Below are 16,139 nucleotides of genomic sequence, written 5' to 3'. Positions count from 1 at the left end.
ATGAAATGAAATAATTTTCACGAATTCCACAAATTTGCACAAAATTAATTCGTGGCTATTAATGAAATTCTTGGCAAATAAAATTTAGAGACAATGAAAAATCCCGTCTCGTCTTTTAGGACGAGACGGGATTTTTCATGTTTTAAAACCAAGCTTTTTTACCAACTTGATACGTTTGGTAAAACTCTTCATCAGATTTTGTTAGATAAATTATTCCTTCAATAATACCTAATATATACGTCACCGTTCCACAGGTAAAAAGACTTATCACCAACCAGATAATCCCTTCAGTGGTATATCCCAAAAGGAATTTATGGATTGCTAAAGGACCTAAAAGTATCGCTAAAATTCCAGCAGGCAGTTTTTTATTATCCTGACGAACCGGCCGCGGATTATTCCATTCTTCAATTTTCGAGTTTTCCATAAATTGCAGTTATAAGGTTGTTTTTCAGTGGTTAAAAATATAAATTTTATTGAAACGCGGCGTCAATTGGTTCCCAAAGTTCGATTTTGTTTCCTTCGGAATCTACTATCCAACCAAATTTTCCATACTCATAAGTCTCCATATTACCCACAATTGTTACACCTTCATCCGATAATTTTTTTAACAAACCTTCTAAATCATGTACTCGGAAGTTTTGCATGAACGGTTTTTCGCTTGGCGCAAAATAAGTGGTGTCCTCCGCAAATGGCGACCACTGGGTTGAACAGTCATTTCCTTCTTTATCCTTCCACCAAAAAGTAGAACCATAATCATCGGTTTTTAAACCCAAATGTTTCCCGTACCAAGCCACCAATTCTTTAGAGTTTTTTGATTTAAAAAAGAAACCGCCAATTCCGGTAACGCGTTGTTCAAGCGCTTCAACTTTGGCTTGACCAAAATATTTTGCTTTTATTTTATCAACAATAATCTGTGCCAATCGCTCATGACTTTCGAAAGTCCAACCGGCAATATGCGGTGTCAAAATCACATTCTTGGCTTTCAACAAATATTGAAAAGCCTCCGGTGTGTGTTTATCTTTAAACAGCGTTTCGAAAGATAGTTTTTCATATTCCAGAACATCCAAACCAGCACCGAGAATTTTCCCGGATTGCATGGCTGCAACCAAATCGGCAGTGACAATATTCTTGCCCCGAGATGTATTTATAATCCAAAACGACTTGGTAAATCCCTTAATAAAATCAGCATCTACCATTTTATCAGTATCCGGAGTCCAAGGGATATGCAGGCTTACTACATCTGCTTTTTGCTGCAATTCTTGTAAAGAAACCTGTTTTGCATTGGCGTCACCCACATTTTCCTGAATATCATAACAAAGCACTTCCACATCAAAACCACGGAGTTTTTTCGCAAATGATTTTCCCATGTTTCCGTAACCAATAATCCCTACCGTTTTTCCGTCGAGTTCATGGCCGCGGTTGCTTTCCCGGTTCCAGTGTCCCTCTCGTATCTCGCGATCAGCTTCGTTCAATTTATTAAAAAGAGATAAAATCATCCCTAAAGTATGTTCGGCAACGGCATTTCTATTTCCTTCGGGAGCAGCGATAAGCGTAATATTTTTGGATGTTGCATAATCACAATCGATACTTTCTAATCCGGCTCCAACTCGAGCGATGAATTGCAAATTAGTGGCTTTGTCCAAAAAAGTTTTATCAATCTTAAATCGGCTTCGAATCACGATTCCATGATAATCCTGAATTTTGGCCTCAATTTCTTCTTTTGAAGAGGAAAAATCACTGTGATTTATAAATCCAGATTGCTGCAACTGATCCCAAAGTATGGGATGATTACTGTCTATATGAAGGATTTTGATATCCATAATTGTTCGGTTTTTGATTCTTCAAATTAACAAAAAAATTACGGTTTATTGATTTATCGGAGGAAATTAGCTCGTAAAATCGTAAATTAGCGTTTTATAATTTTTTTTTCTAAATCTTATTTTTAGAATAAATTAAAATCCAAAAATGAAATTGACAAAAACCTTCAAAGCTTTTTTTGAAAGCGAAAAATCAGGCGGACTCTTATTACTATTCGTTACCATAATTTCCATGCTATTGGCCAATTCATCCGTTCAAGATGAATACATTGCTTTTTGGGGAACTAATATTGGAAGCCATTCCATTACACACTGGATTAATGACGGCTTAATGGCTATTTTCTTTCTGCTCATTGGTTTAGAATTAGAACGCGAAATGTATCAAGGCGAATTATCTAGTATAAAAAACGCGGCATTGCCTATTTTTGGTGCCTTGGGAGGAATGGTTGTCCCGGCAGGAATCTTTTTATTATTAAATTTTGGAACTATCACACAAAACGGAGCGGGAATCCCTATGGCGACAGATATTGCTTTTGCAATTGGTATTTTGTCTCTTTTAGGAAATCGTGTTCCTACCTCGTTGAAAGTTTTCCTAACCGCACTTGCAGTAATTGATGATTTAGGCGCTATTATGGTAATTGCCATATTTTATACGGAAACCATTGCCTATATGAATTTGCTGATTGCTTTTGCCATCATGGGTGGTTTGTTTATCCTGAACCGAAGAAAAGTACACAGTCTTATTCCGTATTTAATTGGTGGTGCTGCAATGTGGTATTTCATGCTAAATTCAGGAGTTCACGCTACTGTAACCGGAGTATTATTAGCCTTTGTAATTCCGTTTGGTGACGGAGGCAAGAAGACATCTTCCTATCGATTACAGCATTTTTTACATTATCCGGTAGCGTTTTTCATCCTTCCGTTATTTGCCATAGCCAATACGTGTATTGCCATAAACTCCGATTGGCATGAGGGATTGAATCATCCCAACACGATTGGAATTATGTTAGGTCTTGTGGTAGGAAAGCCATTAGGAATTTGGTTATTTTCATTCCTTGCCGTGAGTTTAGGGATTTGTACGCTGCCAAGAGATTTAAAATGGAGCACTATTCTAGGTGCAGGAATGCTGGGTGGAATAGGATTTACAATGTCAATTTTTATCACATTGCTTGCCTTCAAAAACGATGGAGAAGAAGTAATTACATATTCAAAAATTGCGATTCTGGTCGCTTCCTTTATAGCAGGAACCATTGGTTTTTTATGGTTGAAATTTAATTTGAAACCTGCTAAAACAAAAAAACAATCTAATAGAACTTAACTATAATTCATTTCATAAAAAAAGCTTCGTTTAATCTCTTAAATGAAGCTTTTTTTATGTTAGTTTAAATTTTATTTAAAAACTAAAACCATTATATAGATTGTGTCTTTCTGTTTACTTATTTGTCCAATAATCTACTACGGTGACTTTATCCGGTGCCGGACTCAAAACAGCCACAAAAGCTTTGTGATCCGGATGAATCAAATATGCATCTCTATCGGCTTCACTTTTGAATGTTAGAGTAAAACAATGCGTCAGGCCATTATTCAAGTTTTCAGGACTGTTGTTAATTCCCCATTCATACGCTTTTATTAATTTAATTTTATGTTCCAAGTCTCCAAAAGCAGTTACCACTTTCTCAATTGCAGCGGCATCAGTTCCCGGTTTCCAACCAAACATTACTACATGCCTAAGCATTTGTTTTTGCTTATTTTGTTGGGCGTTTACAGTGTAACTTGAAATTAAAATAAGCGTTAATAGAAGAAGTTTTTTCATGGTAGTTTTTTCCAAATATAAGATTTATTTGAATGTTATAAACGAAAACGAAATATTGGCATTACGTAGTTTATGTGATGAACCTTTTGCTAAAAAAAATAATTACCGCTATACTACTTTAGAAAACTCGCTAACAATTTTATCCTCCGTTGGCCTTAAAGATACCAGATAAATAATCATCAGTATTCCAATAACCAGTAATTCAGGTTTTAAAAACAAAATAAGCAGTGCCGCAGATTCAAGAACAGACCAACGTATTATTGAAGCGGTTTGATAAATAGGCAGATTATCTTCTGGTTTTAATTTTGCGTTGACTTGTTTAAGTTGTGATTTAAATAAAAAACTGCTCAGGAAAAGTGCTAAAATTGGTATCGCAAAATATATCAAATCTGAAGAATCAATAGACGGAACATTTAGAATTTCAACCGAAAAATCTCCTACAAATAAATAAGCAACTATAGTTCCTGCACAAATACCAAGATGAATAATTTGAAGCACTTTAATTTTTTCGTTCATTTTTTTTATTTTTAAAGTTTAAGTGATCGCAGACTCAAATTCAAAGACATTTGCGCAGCATATATTACGAATGCTCTGTGAAGCACTGCATTTTTTGTCAAATATAAGATTTATTTTATAAAATGATTTCTCGTGTAAAGTATTATGCGCACAACTAATATATTGAATTCAGAATTAAAGATTTTCACGGCTTTACACTTTAAATTCTGTATGTCAAACACTTAACAATGTGTCAATGTTACAAATTTTAAAAAAAATTGTGTAAAAGTTATATTGTAAAGTATGCTGATATTTGTGTATGTGAAAATTAATTCACTCAATAAATACAAAAAAGATGAACACTGAAAAATCAATTGACATATTAAATTCGTTAATCCAAATCAACAACGATAGAATCCAAGGATACGAAACTGCTTCAAAAGAGGCTGATGAAACAGATTTGAAAACATTGTTTTCTCATTTTACTGAAACAAGTTTAAAATGTAAATCAGATCTTGTTGCGGAAGTAAAAAGATTAGGCGGAACACCAACTGAAGGAACAACTACATCAGGTAAATTGTTTAGAGTATGGATGGATATTAAATCTGCCATGACAGGTAGCGACAGAAAAGCGATAATCAATTCATGTGAATATGGAGAAGAGGCTGCACTTGAAACCTACGATGACGCATTAGCTCATGCTGAAGATTTATCTTCAGAACAAGTGATGATGATTAAAGAACAACATGCTGCTATAAAAGCAAACTACCAAAAAATAAAAGATTTAAGCAATCTTATGGCTTAAATTTTTGTTTGTTGTAACGGGCATCAGTCAAAATTAATTTTACTACCCAGTTGGTTATATTTATTTCAAGTAAAAAAATTGCTTAGCCATTAATCAAGATACTAAATATCAGAATCTTGATTAATGGCTAAGCAATTTCTATATGGGAAATTATTTTTGAACCTTTATAAATTGACTCGTCACAACAGCTGAAGTTTACGCAATATTAAACACTGGTTTGAGGAGCAGAACTAGCTCAAATTAAACTTATCCCTTGATTTGTTTCAATGACGTTTTGATTCCGCGTATCAAAGACGAACTGAATCCATGCATTTCCATTTCGTTCAATCCGGCTATGGTACAGCCTTGTGGCGTGGTCACACGGTCAATTAATTGTTCCGGGTGTACTTTTTCTTCTAATAGCATTTCGGCAGCACCTTTTACGGTTTGTGCTGAGATGGCTAAGGCGGTCTGCCAGTCAAATCCTATTTCGATTCCGGCTTGCATCGAAGCGCGAATGTAGCGCAATGCAAAAGCAGTTCCGCTTGCCGCCAAAACGGTTGCGGCATCCATCAGTTTTTCGTCAATAATAGGAGCAGTTCCCAAACTCTGAAAAAGGGAAACTACGTCTTGTCCCTTCTCTTTGTCTTTTTCGTGGAACGCAATACAAGTAGCTGATGCGCCAAACTGAGCCGCAATATTGGGCATTATTCGGATCGCACTATTAGCAGTGCCGATTTTGTTTTGTAAATTTTCTATGGATAAGCCGCTCACCGCCGAAGCAATGACTTTATTCGAAATTACAGGCAAAATTTCGGCTAAAACGGTATCTACTTGATATGGTTTTATGGTCAAAATAATGACATCGGCTTCCTGAATCTGGTGGATATTATTCGTGGAAACTGTAGCACCTAATTTTTCAAGGTACAGAATACTGGATGTGTTTCTTCGGGTTATAGTGACTTGATTTTCTGGTGAAAATTTTGATAATCCTAATGCGATAGAAACACCTAAGTTCCCGCCGCCAATGATGTGTACTTTCATGCTGGTTGTGGTTTTTCCTCTCCCTAACAGTATCCAAATGAAAGTAAGTTGTTAAAGAAAAGTGTTGGTTGTGTAGTTATAGTTAGTTGTTTTAGTTATTCTGTTTGAATTTTAATATGGATTTTATTCTCTATCTTCTTTATTCTATTCTCTTGCTTCTATTTTAAAACCCTAAAATCATTTTTGCTATCGAAAAATAAATTAGAATTCCACAAATATCATTACTTGTTGTGATGAACGGTCCGGTCGCCAAAGCGGGGTCAATACCAAATTTATCCAACAGTAACGGAACAAAAGTTCCTATTAATGAAGCAATAATAATTACCGACATCAATGCTATAGTAACAATAACTCCAATGATCAATTCGACATTCAACAGAAAATGACTTCCTAAAAACAATATCGTAGCCAAAATCAGTCCGTTTAATAAACTTAGTGACACTTCTTTGACCAATCTATTAAACAAGGATCCGCTCAAGGTATTGTTTGCCAAACCCTGTACAATAATTGCGGAGGATTGCACCCCAACATTTCCTGCCATTGCAGCAATAAGCGGCGTGAAAAAGAATAAGTTTCCATGCAGAAGCATTGCTCCTTCAAATAATCCGAGCACTTTTACGGAGATAAAACCACCCAAAAGAGCCAAAACTAGCCAAGGCAACCGTGCTTTAGTATGTTCGAAAATACTGTCATCCGCTTCAACGTCTTGCGAGATACCCGCTGCCAACTGGTAATCCTCATCCGCTTCATCCTTGATAACATCCACAATATCATCAATGGTAATTCTTCCTACTAATCGTCCCATTTCATCTACGACAGGAATTGCTTCTAAATCGTATTTTTGCATGATTCGGGCAACCTCAACATCTTCGGTATCTACTTTTACCGAGTTTAATTTTCGAATGTAAACATCACTAACTGGTGTTCTCGAAGAAGTGGTCAATAAATCCTTCAGAGACAAACGCCCTTTCAGTCGGTCTTCATCATCCACCACATAAATCGAATGTACTCTGGAGATATTTTCGGCTTGAATGCGCATCTCTTTTACGCAAGTGAGTACATTCCAATTTTCATTGACTTTAACCAATTCCTTGTGCATGATTCCACCTGCGGTATCTTCGTCATAACGCAATAAGTCAACAATATCTTTGGCGTGCTCAACATCCTGAAGTTCTGATATTACTTCAGCTTTCAAATCTTTGGAAAGCTCCGCAATAATATCGGCTGCATCATTTGTTTCCAGCTCATCTAATTCTTCCGCAATCTCTTTTGGCGAAAGCCTGCTTAATATATTTTCCCGCAAATCATCTTCTAGTTCCAGAAGGATTTCGGCAGTTTTTTCACTGTCTAAAACTTTAAAAATATAGGTCGCTTCATTAAAATCAAGCTCATCAAGAATTTCAGCAATATCAGCATGGTGCATATCATTCAATAACACTTCCAGTTGCTGGTCGTTTTTATTTTGAATGAGCTGCTCTAATTCTTGTATTAATTCTTTGCTGATTTTAAACTCCATCGGCTTCTATTTTTTGGGTGAGTTCTATGAACTGTTCTACATTTAATTGTTCTGGTCGAAGATTAAAAATTTCATCTTCTCTCAAACTATCCGACAAATTTAAGGTTTTCAAACTGTTTCGTAACGTTTTGCGTCGTTGTTGAAAAGCAGTTTTTACTACCGTAAAAAACAATTTTTCGCCGCAAGGCAAGCTGTAATCTTTCTTCCTGCGCAAACGTAAAACACCTGATTTCACCTTTGGTGGCGGAATAAAAACATTTTCATCTACCGTAAATAAATATTCCGCATCATAAAAAGCCTGAACCAAAACTGACAGAATTCCATAAGCTTTTGTTCCTTTTTTTTCACAAATACGTTGCGCTACTTCTTTCTGGAACATCCCTGCAAATTCGGGAATCTGGTCACGGTATTCCAAAGTTCTGAACACAATTTGAGTCGAAATATTATACGGAAAATTCCCAATTATAGCGAATTGTTTCCCTTCAAAAGTTTCATTAATATCATACTTCAAAAAATCTTTAGAAATGATTCTGTCTTTTAATTTTGGATAATTTTGGTCCAAATACGTCACTGATTCCGTATCGATTTCAATAACGTAGGTATTCACCGGTTTATCCAACAAATATTTTGTTAAAACTCCCATTCCCGGACCTATCTCTAATACATCATCATAGCCTTCTAAATTCAACGTATCAGCAATGTCTTTTGCAATGCTTTCGTCTTTCAAGAAGTGTTGTCCGAGGTGTTTTTTGGCTGTTACTTTTTCCATGTTGTCATTGCGAGGCACGAAGCAATCTCGCTTTATTTTAGATTTATTTTGGCACTTAGGCACAAAGTGTATTTTATTTCAAATTGGAGATCGCAAATTGTGATTTCAAGATTTATTATTTGCAGACGGAACACTCACAACTAAATATAATTGCTTTATTCCTTACAATGACTCTAATAATCAGCAATAAGTTCCAATTCCGTTCTAAAAGCCAGCATTTTATCTCCAAATAATTTTAATCCTTCTTCCCGAAAACTAGGTGCGTCTTCCTGATAATATTTCTCCAAAGTTTCTTTGCTGTCCGTTGAATATTGAACGGAATACGTAACTCCTCCCATTTCCTCTTCAATTAAAACTCGTACCATTCGTGCTGAAGAGAATTTTCCCGTAGCCAAAATTTCAGGAATGTGCTTGTGTTGCATCCAGATCATCCATTGATCGTGAACGCTTTCGTGTATGTTTGTGGTAACGTTGTATAGTATCATTTTTTTTAGATTATTAGACTTTTAGATTATTAGACTTTTTCAAAAAATCCAAGAATCTAAACAATCTGTTTTATAAATTAGTATCTCCTCGCAATTGTCTGAATTTCTTTCTTGCTTCTACAAAATAAATACTGTCCTGATGATTGAACAATACCTTTTCATATAGTGGCTTCGCTTTTTCAGGCAACAATTGCTCGTTATAAATTTCTGCCGAAAAATACAACGCTTCATCTATGTAAATTCCGTCGCTGTGCTGGTCAATAATGGTTTGGTATTGGCTTAAAGCCAAAGCAAAATCACCTTTATTTTCATATATTTTTCCTAATCGCAGCAAGGTCACGGCCTCTATTTCCTGTCCCTTGTGATTTTTCAAAATCGATTGAAACTGTGTTACCGCTTCCTGATTCCTGTTTTGATATAATAGATAATCACCTTTAGCAAATTGCTTCAAAGCCGTTTGTGTTGAATCGGCTACGGTATTGTCATTTATTAACAGAAAATATTCCAAAGCATCATTCGCAATCAACTGCGTATTGGCTGATTTCAATTCCTTAAATTGCTTCAATGCCCAAGCAAAATCGGTTTTGAAATAACTAGTCTTTGCGGCTTTCAAACTCGCTTCATGAGCCATTACATCATTCTTCAAATCCAATTCTATCTGCGAATAATATATCAAAGCCTGATTGAATTTTTCCTCGAAAAGCAAAATATCTGCCAGTTCCATTTTGGCATTGGCTATATCATAATCATTCAATTGCAATCCCAATGCTTTCTTGACTATTGCCTTTCCTTCTTCTGGATTTTTTAAATTAAATGCCGTGAAATGTGCCTGAATCAGCTGCAAAGATAAGGTAAAAGGACTTATTTCAAATTGTTTCAACAAACCGTCTAGTTCTGTGCTGATGACTGCAAAATCATTTTGGGATGCTTTTTTAATTTTCATGGACATCAAATAGGAATTTGCCTGTATCAGCAATTCTAAATCCTGTGTGTTTTCCAATACAAATCCTAAAATTTCCTTAGCCGCTTCATCATTCTCCTCATCAATTGCGAGTTGCCCCAAATTCACAATATTAGCAAGTGATTCCGGATTGCGTTTGTAAATGGCTTTTTCCTGGATAAATGCTTTTTCGAACTCTTTTTGCTGTACATAAAACCAACTCAAATAATGATTCCAAAAAATATCTTGATTTTTCTGTGTTCTAACAATTAATGCTTTGCGCAACAATTCATTGAAATTTGCATCGCCTTCGTCCACCATAAAACGAACTAGCTGATTTTGGATTCTAATGGAATTTTGAGGATTCGCAAACGCTTCGTCCAAAAAAGTGGAAATCATCATTTCCATATTAGACAATTGTCCGTAAAGCAATCCTATTTGATAATTAAAATTGAAATTTGGTTCTAATGCCGAAGCGGTTTGGTAGGATTTTAACGCGTAATCGAGCAACACTTTTCGCTCAAAAGAATTTGAAATTCCATAGACTTCATTTGGATTTTTTTTGATTCGTTCCAAAGCCTGTTCGTAGTACATCTTGGCTTTGTCATCATTTTTTTGCAACTGAAAATTATAGCCCAATTCCACCAGAAGATTCCCTTGATTGTACTTGTTGAATCGTTCTTGAATGGCTTTTTCAGCACTTTCAAACTGCTGCAATTGCTGCGAACAATCTATTATTCTTAAAAAATATTGGGAGTTCAACGGAATTTCTTTCAGCAATTCTTCATAGCTGATTTTTGCTTTTTCAAAATCACCTTTATCATAATAATACTGCGCTAACTGTTCGTTTTGAGAAAAACAAAACAATGAAAAAAACAGGGTAATATGTAGAAAAATATTTTTCATCTTAAAAGTGTTCAGTATTCAGTGTTCAGTTTGCCAAACGGTGCATTGTCCAAAAAGCTAACTGAACACCGATCACTGAGGACTGAACACTAATTAATCTATAATATCAAATCCGCAATACGGACGCAATACTTCCGGAATTACGATTCCTTCCGGAGTTTGGTAATTTTCTAAAATTCCAGCCAAAACTCTTGGCAAAGCCAACGCGCTTCCGTTTAAGGTGTGTGCCAATTGGTTTTTTCCGTCTTTATCTTTGAAACGTAATTTCAAACGATTGGCTTGAAAAGTCTCAAAGTTAGAAACCGAACTAATTTCTAACCAACGATCCTGCGCCGTAGAAAACACTTCGAAATCATACGTCAAAGCCGATGTGAAACCCATATCGCCACCACAAAGTCGCAATATTCTGTATGGTAATTTCAATTCTTGTAAAATACTTTTCACGTGTTCCACCATTCCGTCCAAAGCTTCGTATGATTTATCAGGATGTTCTACACGAACAATTTCCACTTTGTCAAATTGATGCAAACGGTTCAATCCGCGTACATGCGCTCCATAAGAACCTGCTTCACGACGGAAACAAGGCGTATACGCCGTAGTTAAAACTGGCAATTCATTTTCATTAAGAATTACATCACGAAACAAATTCGTTACTGGAACTTCAGCCGTTGGAATTAGGTATAAATCATCGGTTTTATCATGGTACATTTGCCCTTCTTTGTCCGGCAATTGTCCTGTTCCATAAGCCGAAGCTTCATTTACCATGTGCGGAACCTGAACTTCGTTGTAACCGGCAGCGGTATTTTTATCCAAAAAATAATTGATCAAGGCGCGTTGTAAACGTGCTCCTTTTCCTTTATAAACCGGGAATCCAGCACCCGTGATTTTTACCCCAAGTTCAAAATCAATAATGTCGTATTTTTTTACCAATTCCCAATGTGGTTGCGCTCCTTCATGCAAAACTGGAATCTCCCCTTCTTCAAAAACGTTTAGGTTTTCCTCCGGTGTTTTTCCAACAGGAACAATATCAGCAGGAAGATTGGGTAAGGTATATAGTTTCTCTAAAAGTTCAGCGGCAAGTGCATCAGCAGTTTCCGCTAAAGCTTTGCTTTTCTCTTTGTTTAAAACGGTTTTTTCTTTTAAGATAGCTGCTTTAGATTTCTCACCCGCTTTCATTAATTCGCCAATATCTTTGGATAATTTATTAGATTCGGATAAAATGCTGTCTAGCTCCACTTGCGTAGCGCGACGTTTTTCGTCCAGTTGTACCACTTCTTCAACAACACTTGTAGCATCGATGTTTCTCTTTGCTAAAGCGGTGATTACTTTTTCCTGATTCTCTCTAATAAATGCGATTTGTAACATAGCTTGATTTTTTTAACGCTAACTTTTATAATAATGGAAGCAAATTTAAGGAAATGTTTGGGACTTATAAGACAAAGTTTTGAGGAAAAGGAGAATATCCTAATTCAAATGCAATGGGCTTTTTTTAAACACATAGAATCATAGAAAAATTAGGACTAAGAAGAATTTAATAGCATTTCATTTTTACATAGCTATGCATTCTAGCTAAAAATGAAATGCCTTTTTAATAAACTCAAAACTATGTTTCTATGTTTTTAAAAAATAAATTTGCTATTCTCTTGTAATTTCGTGCCCCACAAATTCTTCTAAAGCTGAAAACATGTCGTCTACAGAAAGCACTTCGAAATCTGGGTGTGTTTTTAAAAAAGTAGCATTCAACGTAACTAGGTTTTCATCTATTTCGAAAAAAGTGTCGTTGTTGAGCAAATCTCTGATGGGATTTACGCCTTCCAGTTTCCCTTTCAGGAACTTATTCAGCTTGACGCTGCTCATTAATCTTACTTTTTTGGATTGCTGTTGGAACAATTCCAAATGCTTTTCGGCGCCAATCAAAGCCAAACCTTCCTCTATTAATTCGTTCAGCTCTTTATCCCAACCCGAATTGTGTACAAACTGAGCAAAATTTCCCTCAGTATATTGTGATGTATAATAATCTAAATAATAACTCATTATAGCATCTTCGTGAATCAAATCATCATTCACGCCTTCCTCACGCATCAAGTTGATTACCGAAATATTAGAGTGAATTACATCTTGGAGATTTTCACTGTTAAAGGCTGTTTCTGAAATAATTATTCTACCGAATTCCATTTGTTTTGTATTTGAATATGTGTTGCAAATTTCGGGTAAATAAAAACAGAAATGAAATACAATGCGATTTATATGCTATCAGATTCATTACTATTCTTTTTCTGATTCATTTTTGTAACCAAAGCTTTCAAACGTGCTACTTTTTCTTTTTCTTCTTCTTGAAGTTTAGTCTTTTTCCGATTTAGCAATTTGGTATGCAAAGCCTTGTTTTTGGTATTTTTTTCGGGTCCTTTTGCCATGGTTTATAAGCTAATGTATTTATATTTACAAATATAAAAAAACAGATGTTTACAATTAGATAAAATCAACTCTATCAAATAACAACATCGCTTATTGAAACTGATTACTACTTAGCAATTTCACAAATAGTTGGGCAATTTACTATTCACTTAATAATACTCAAATTCATACTTATTCTTTTTCATGTCCCCAAAATCAAAATCAATTTTATTTTTAATTGCCTTTTTTTGGAGCTTATTGTACTTGTAAGAAAGAACCGTGTCGTTATTATAAGTCCCTTTTAATTCTCTTAAATATCCATTCTTTGTATATTTATAAATTTCAATATATGGTTTACTAAAATCTGGACTACCAGAAATTATTTTTATTTTTCTTCTTAACTTATCGTAATAAATAGTATCTACATATACTCTTCCCTTGTTATAGTCCGGCTGCTTTGAAGCAATCATTCCCCATGTCATCGTTTTTTCAACTTTCATATCCTTAAAATATAGATGGTTACGAATAAATCGTGTTGCTGAATCTTCTTCAAATTTAGTTTCAGTTATTAATCTATTATTACTATCATATTCAAATTTCGAAAATTGTCGCAGAACACAAGTGTCTTGTTTTTGAAAATAATCACAATCAATTTCAAGAATTTTCAGTCCATTTTCATACTCTGATTTAGTAATTCGATTAGCTCTTTCATTTCCGAAATTTTGTTCTAAAAGTTTATTTCCTTCCCTATCAAACTCTGCAGTTCTGTTTTTACTTAGAATACCATCTTGATTAGAAAATTCAGTAATTGATTTGATTTTGGACGAACATCCTAGTAGAACAGATAAAAAAATTAATAAAATTATATTTTTTTTCATGACTTGAATTTTAGCTTTGAATCAAAAATAAGTAATTATTTACATAAAAACGGTTTGACACCCCATATTCTTAGCCCTGATAGCAATGAAAATCCTTTTACTTTTTTCTTTAAAAAGTAAAAGATTGCAATGGATAGCGGGAAATAGCTTCAAATAAAAATTCTATTGCTTATTTTTGCAGCTCGTTCTGAATTAATTTCAGAATCTAAAAATAATTTTATGATACAGAATCCAAAAAGATATACGATTACAGCGGCATTACCTTATACGAACGGACCGATTCACATTGGCCATTTGGCGGGTGTTTACGTGCCTTCGGACATATATTCCAGATACTTAAGATTGCAGGGAAGAGACGTTTTGTTTGTTTGCGGAAGTGACGAACACGGCGTGGCGATTTCGATGAAAGCCAAAAAAGAAGGCATTACGCCACAGGAAGTAATCGACAAATATGATGGAATCATTCGTAAATCGTTCTCGGATTTTGGAATTTCGTTTGATAATTATTCCAGAACTTCGGCGAAAATTCATCATGATACGGCTTCCGAATTTTTTAGAAAACTGTATGAACAAGGCGATTTTATTGAAGAAGTGACCGAGCAATTGTATGATGCAAAAGCAGATCAATTCTTGGCTGACCGTTTTGTGGTGGGAACTTGCCCAAAATGCGGTAACGAAGAAGCCTACGGTGATCAATGTGAAAAATGTGGTTCGACGCTGAATGCTACGGATTTAATCAACCCAAAATCGACAATAACGGGAGAAACTCCTATTTTGAAATCTACGAAACACTGGTTTTTGCCTTTGGATCGTTATGAAGATTTCTTGAGAGAATGGATTCTCGTGGGACATAAAAATGACTGGAAACCGAATGTTTACGGTCAAGTAAAATCATGGATTGACGGTGGTTTAGAACCTCGTGCGGTAACTCGTGACTTGGATTGGGGAATTGATGTTCCCGTTGAAGGTGCCGAAGGAAAAAAATTATACGTCTGGTTTGATGCGCCGATTGGCTATATTTCATCTACGAAAGAATGGGCTTTGCGCGAAGGAAAAGATTGGGAACCTTATTGGAAAGATAAAGACACGAAACTGGTTCACTTTATTGGGAAAGACAATATTGTTTTTCATTGCATTATTTTTCCTGCGATGTTGAAAGCCGAAGGAAGTTATATTTTACCAGACAATGTGCCTGCGAACGAGTTCTTGAATTTGGAAGGAAACAAACTTTCGACTTCTAAAAACTGGGCAGTTTGGTTGCATGAATATTTAGAAGAATTTCCGAATCAGCAAGATGTTTTGCGTTATGCGTTGACATCAAATGCACCGGAAACAAAGGATAATGATTTTACGTGGAAAGATTTTCAGGCGAGAAATAATAATGAATTGGTAGCGATTTACGGGAATTTCATTAATCGTGTAGTGGTATTAACCAATAAATATTACAACGGAATTGTACCTCAACCTAACGAACTTTCGGAAGTTGACGAAGCGACTTTGACTGAATTGAAAGCGTATCCAGCGGTTATTTCAAGTTCTTTAGAGCGTTACAGATTCCGTGAAGCGTTGAGCGAATTGATGAATGTGGCTCGTTTAGGAAATAAATATTTAGCTGATGAAGAGCCCTGGAAAGTGATAAAAGACAATCCGGAACGTGTACAAACACAAATGTATGTGGCGTTGCAAATTGCAGCTGCGTTGAGTTCACTTTGCGAACCGTTCCTACCCTTTACCGCAAAAAAATTATCAAGAATTCTAAAAATAGAAAGTCCGTTGAATTGGAATACTATTGCTCAAAATTCTGATTTAATTCCGGCTGGACACCAAATTGGGGAAGCTGAATTATTGTTTGCTAAAATTGAAGACGAAGAAATCCAAAAACAAATAGACAAATTGGAAGCAACTAAAACGGCTAACAAAGCAGAAAATAAAGTTGCAGAACCACAGAAAGAAGCGATTCAATTTGAGGATTTTGCCAAAATGGATATCCGAGTAGGAACAATCTTGGAAGCTGAAAAAATGCCGAAAGCCAACAAGCTTTTGATCTTAAAAGTAGACACCGGAATTGATGTTCGCACAATCGTTTCTGGAATTGCCGAAAGTTTCAAACCAGAAGATATCGTAGGGAAAAAAGTTACTGTCTTAGTGAATTTGGCTCCGAGAAACCTTCGTGGCGTAGAAAGTCAAGGAATGATTTTAATGACAACAAACGCTGAAGGGAAACTGGTTTTTGTAAATCCGGATACAGATGGCGTTGCCAATGGAGAGACGATAAATTAAAAAACCAATCACGGACAC

15 protein-coding genes and 1 pseudogene are annotated in these 16,139 nt (G+C 35.4%); 3 read left to right on the top strand and 13 right to left on the bottom strand.

All coding sequences use genetic code 11. The features are described 5' to 3' along the window. Positions 1 to 142 precede the first annotated feature (142 nt). Positions 143 to 424, bottom strand: a complete 282-nt coding sequence (locus IWX80_RS06245; RefSeq protein ID WP_113635993.1) for a TM2 domain-containing protein — start codon at positions 422 to 424, stop codon at positions 143 to 145. A gap of 457 nt (positions 425 to 881) precedes the next feature. Continuing rightward, positions 882 to 1,820: pseudogene (locus tag IWX80_RS06240) on the bottom strand (2-hydroxyacid dehydrogenase); the annotation flags it as partial. A 145-nt stretch (positions 1,821 to 1,965) separates the two neighbouring features. Here IWX80_RS06240 and nhaA point away from each other — a divergent pair. Then, on the top strand, positions 1,966 to 3,135 hold the full coding sequence (gene nhaA / locus IWX80_RS06235) for a Na+/H+ antiporter NhaA (RefSeq protein ID WP_196852625.1): 1,170 nt from the start codon (positions 1,966 to 1,968) through the stop codon (positions 3,133 to 3,135). Between the two features lie 114 nt (positions 3,136 to 3,249). Here the strand turns inward: nhaA and IWX80_RS06230 are convergent, their stop codons facing one another. Both IWX80_RS06230 and IWX80_RS06225 read right to left on the bottom strand, forming a co-directional pair. Beyond that, on the bottom strand, positions 3,250 to 3,630 hold the full coding sequence (locus IWX80_RS06230) for a Dabb family protein (protein ID WP_196852624.1): 381 nt from the start codon (positions 3,628 to 3,630) through the stop codon (positions 3,250 to 3,252). Positions 3,631 to 3,738: 108 nt separating this feature from the next. Further along, entirely contained in the window at positions 3,739 to 4,146 is a 408-nt protein-coding gene (locus IWX80_RS06225) for an MFS transporter (protein ID WP_196852623.1), read from the bottom strand. A 334-nt stretch (positions 4,147 to 4,480) separates the two neighbouring features. Here IWX80_RS06225 and IWX80_RS06220 point away from each other — a divergent pair, with 334 nt between their 5' ends. Then, positions 4,481 to 4,930, top strand: a complete 450-nt coding sequence (locus IWX80_RS06220) for a PA2169 family four-helix-bundle protein (RefSeq protein ID WP_196852621.1) — start codon at positions 4,481 to 4,483, stop codon at positions 4,928 to 4,930. A 246-nt stretch (positions 4,931 to 5,176) separates the two neighbouring features. Here IWX80_RS06220 and proC read toward each other — a convergent pair whose 3' ends face one another. The 9 genes from proC to IWX80_RS06175 all read right to left on the bottom strand — a co-directional run bounded on the left by proC (position 5,177) and on the right by IWX80_RS06175 (position 13,841). Further along, a complete protein-coding gene (proC, locus tag IWX80_RS06215) occupies positions 5,177 to 5,953 on the bottom strand; it encodes a pyrroline-5-carboxylate reductase (RefSeq protein WP_196852620.1) in 777 nt (258 codons plus the stop codon). 163 nt (positions 5,954 to 6,116) lie between these two features. After that, complete coding sequence (mgtE, locus tag IWX80_RS06210; RefSeq protein ID WP_196852618.1) at positions 6,117 to 7,469, bottom strand: magnesium transporter; 1,353 nt, start codon at positions 7,467 to 7,469, stop codon at positions 6,117 to 6,119. Continuing rightward, complete coding sequence (gene rsmA, locus IWX80_RS06205; protein ID WP_131907873.1) at positions 7,459 to 8,238, bottom strand: 16S rRNA (adenine(1518)-N(6)/adenine(1519)-N(6))-dimethyltransferase RsmA; 780 nt, start codon at positions 8,236 to 8,238, stop codon at positions 7,459 to 7,461. The genes mgtE and rsmA overlap by 11 nt, the downstream gene beginning before the upstream one ends. 173 nt (positions 8,239 to 8,411) lie before the next feature. After that, complete coding sequence (locus IWX80_RS06200; RefSeq protein WP_196852616.1) at positions 8,412 to 8,723, bottom strand: DUF4286 family protein; 312 nt, start codon at positions 8,721 to 8,723, stop codon at positions 8,412 to 8,414. A 70-nt stretch (positions 8,724 to 8,793) separates the two neighbouring features. Continuing rightward, positions 8,794 to 10,569, bottom strand: coding sequence for a tetratricopeptide repeat protein (locus IWX80_RS06195; protein ID WP_196852614.1), 1,776 nt, complete (start codon positions 10,567 to 10,569; stop codon positions 8,794 to 8,796). Positions 10,570 to 10,662: 93 nt separating this feature from the next. Next, a complete protein-coding gene (gene serS, locus IWX80_RS06190) occupies positions 10,663 to 11,934 on the bottom strand; it encodes a serine--tRNA ligase (RefSeq protein ID WP_196852613.1) in 1,272 nt (423 codons plus the stop codon). Positions 11,935 to 12,204: 270 nt separating this feature from the next. Then, on the bottom strand, positions 12,205 to 12,744 hold the full coding sequence (locus IWX80_RS06185; RefSeq protein ID WP_196852611.1) for a DMP19 family protein: 540 nt from the start codon (positions 12,742 to 12,744) through the stop codon (positions 12,205 to 12,207). A gap of 68 nt (positions 12,745 to 12,812) precedes the next feature. Continuing rightward, positions 12,813 to 12,983, bottom strand: coding sequence for a hypothetical protein (locus tag IWX80_RS06180; protein WP_196852610.1), 171 nt, complete (start codon positions 12,981 to 12,983; stop codon positions 12,813 to 12,815). A gap of 150 nt (positions 12,984 to 13,133) precedes the next feature. After that, complete coding sequence (locus IWX80_RS06175) at positions 13,134 to 13,841, bottom strand: hypothetical protein (protein ID WP_196852609.1); 708 nt, start codon at positions 13,839 to 13,841, stop codon at positions 13,134 to 13,136. A 219-nt stretch (positions 13,842 to 14,060) separates the two neighbouring features. Between IWX80_RS06175 and metG the strand changes: the two genes are divergently transcribed. Beyond that, the gene (metG, locus tag IWX80_RS06170; RefSeq protein ID WP_196852608.1) at positions 14,061 to 16,121 is read left to right on the top strand and encodes a methionine--tRNA ligase; all 2,061 of its coding nucleotides are present in this window, start codon (positions 14,061 to 14,063) and stop codon (positions 16,119 to 16,121) included. The last annotated feature ends 18 nt before the right edge of the window (positions 16,122 to 16,139 follow it).

The organism is Flavobacterium sp. CAN_S2 (genome assembly GCF_015752255.1).
Classification (GTDB): Bacteria; Bacteroidota; Bacteroidia; order Flavobacteriales; family Flavobacteriaceae; genus Flavobacterium.
This window is presented reverse-complemented; position numbering and strand designations above follow the sequence as displayed.

Coding starts and splice junctions, on each gene's coding strand:
- IWX80_RS06175 (WP_196852609.1), bottom strand. CDS start 13,841: ATGAAAAAAAATATAATTTTATTAATTTTTTTATCTGTTCTACTAGGA.
- metG (WP_196852608.1), top strand. CDS start 14,061: ATGATACAGAATCCAAAAAGATATACGATTACAGCGGCATTACCTTAT.
- mgtE (WP_196852618.1), bottom strand. CDS start 7,469: ATGGAGTTTAAAATCAGCAAAGAATTAATACAAGAATTAGAGCAGCTC.
- IWX80_RS06245 (WP_113635993.1), bottom strand. CDS start 424: ATGGAAAACTCGAAAATTGAAGAATGGAATAATCCGCGGCCGGTTCGT.
- proC (WP_196852620.1), bottom strand. CDS start 5,953: ATGAAAGTACACATCATTGGCGGCGGGAACTTAGGTGTTTCTATCGCA.
- rsmA (WP_131907873.1), bottom strand. CDS start 8,238: ATGGAAAAAGTAACAGCCAAAAAACACCTCGGACAACACTTCTTGAAA.
- IWX80_RS06220 (WP_196852621.1), top strand. CDS start 4,481: ATGAACACTGAAAAATCAATTGACATATTAAATTCGTTAATCCAAATC.
- serS (WP_196852613.1), bottom strand. CDS start 11,934: ATGTTACAAATCGCATTTATTAGAGAGAATCAGGAAAAAGTAATCACC.
- IWX80_RS06225 (WP_196852623.1), bottom strand. CDS start 4,146: ATGAACGAAAAAATTAAAGTGCTTCAAATTATTCATCTTGGTATTTGT.
- IWX80_RS06185 (WP_196852611.1), bottom strand. CDS start 12,744: ATGGAATTCGGTAGAATAATTATTTCAGAAACAGCCTTTAACAGTGAA.
- IWX80_RS06230 (WP_196852624.1), bottom strand. CDS start 3,630: ATGAAAAAACTTCTTCTATTAACGCTTATTTTAATTTCAAGTTACACT.
- IWX80_RS06200 (WP_196852616.1), bottom strand. CDS start 8,723: ATGATACTATACAACGTTACCACAAACATACACGAAAGCGTTCACGAT.
- IWX80_RS06195 (WP_196852614.1), bottom strand. CDS start 10,569: ATGAAAAATATTTTTCTACATATTACCCTGTTTTTTTCATTGTTTTGT.
- IWX80_RS06180 (WP_196852610.1), bottom strand. CDS start 12,983: ATGGCAAAAGGACCCGAAAAAAATACCAAAAACAAGGCTTTGCATACC.
- nhaA (WP_196852625.1), top strand. CDS start 1,966: ATGAAATTGACAAAAACCTTCAAAGCTTTTTTTGAAAGCGAAAAATCA.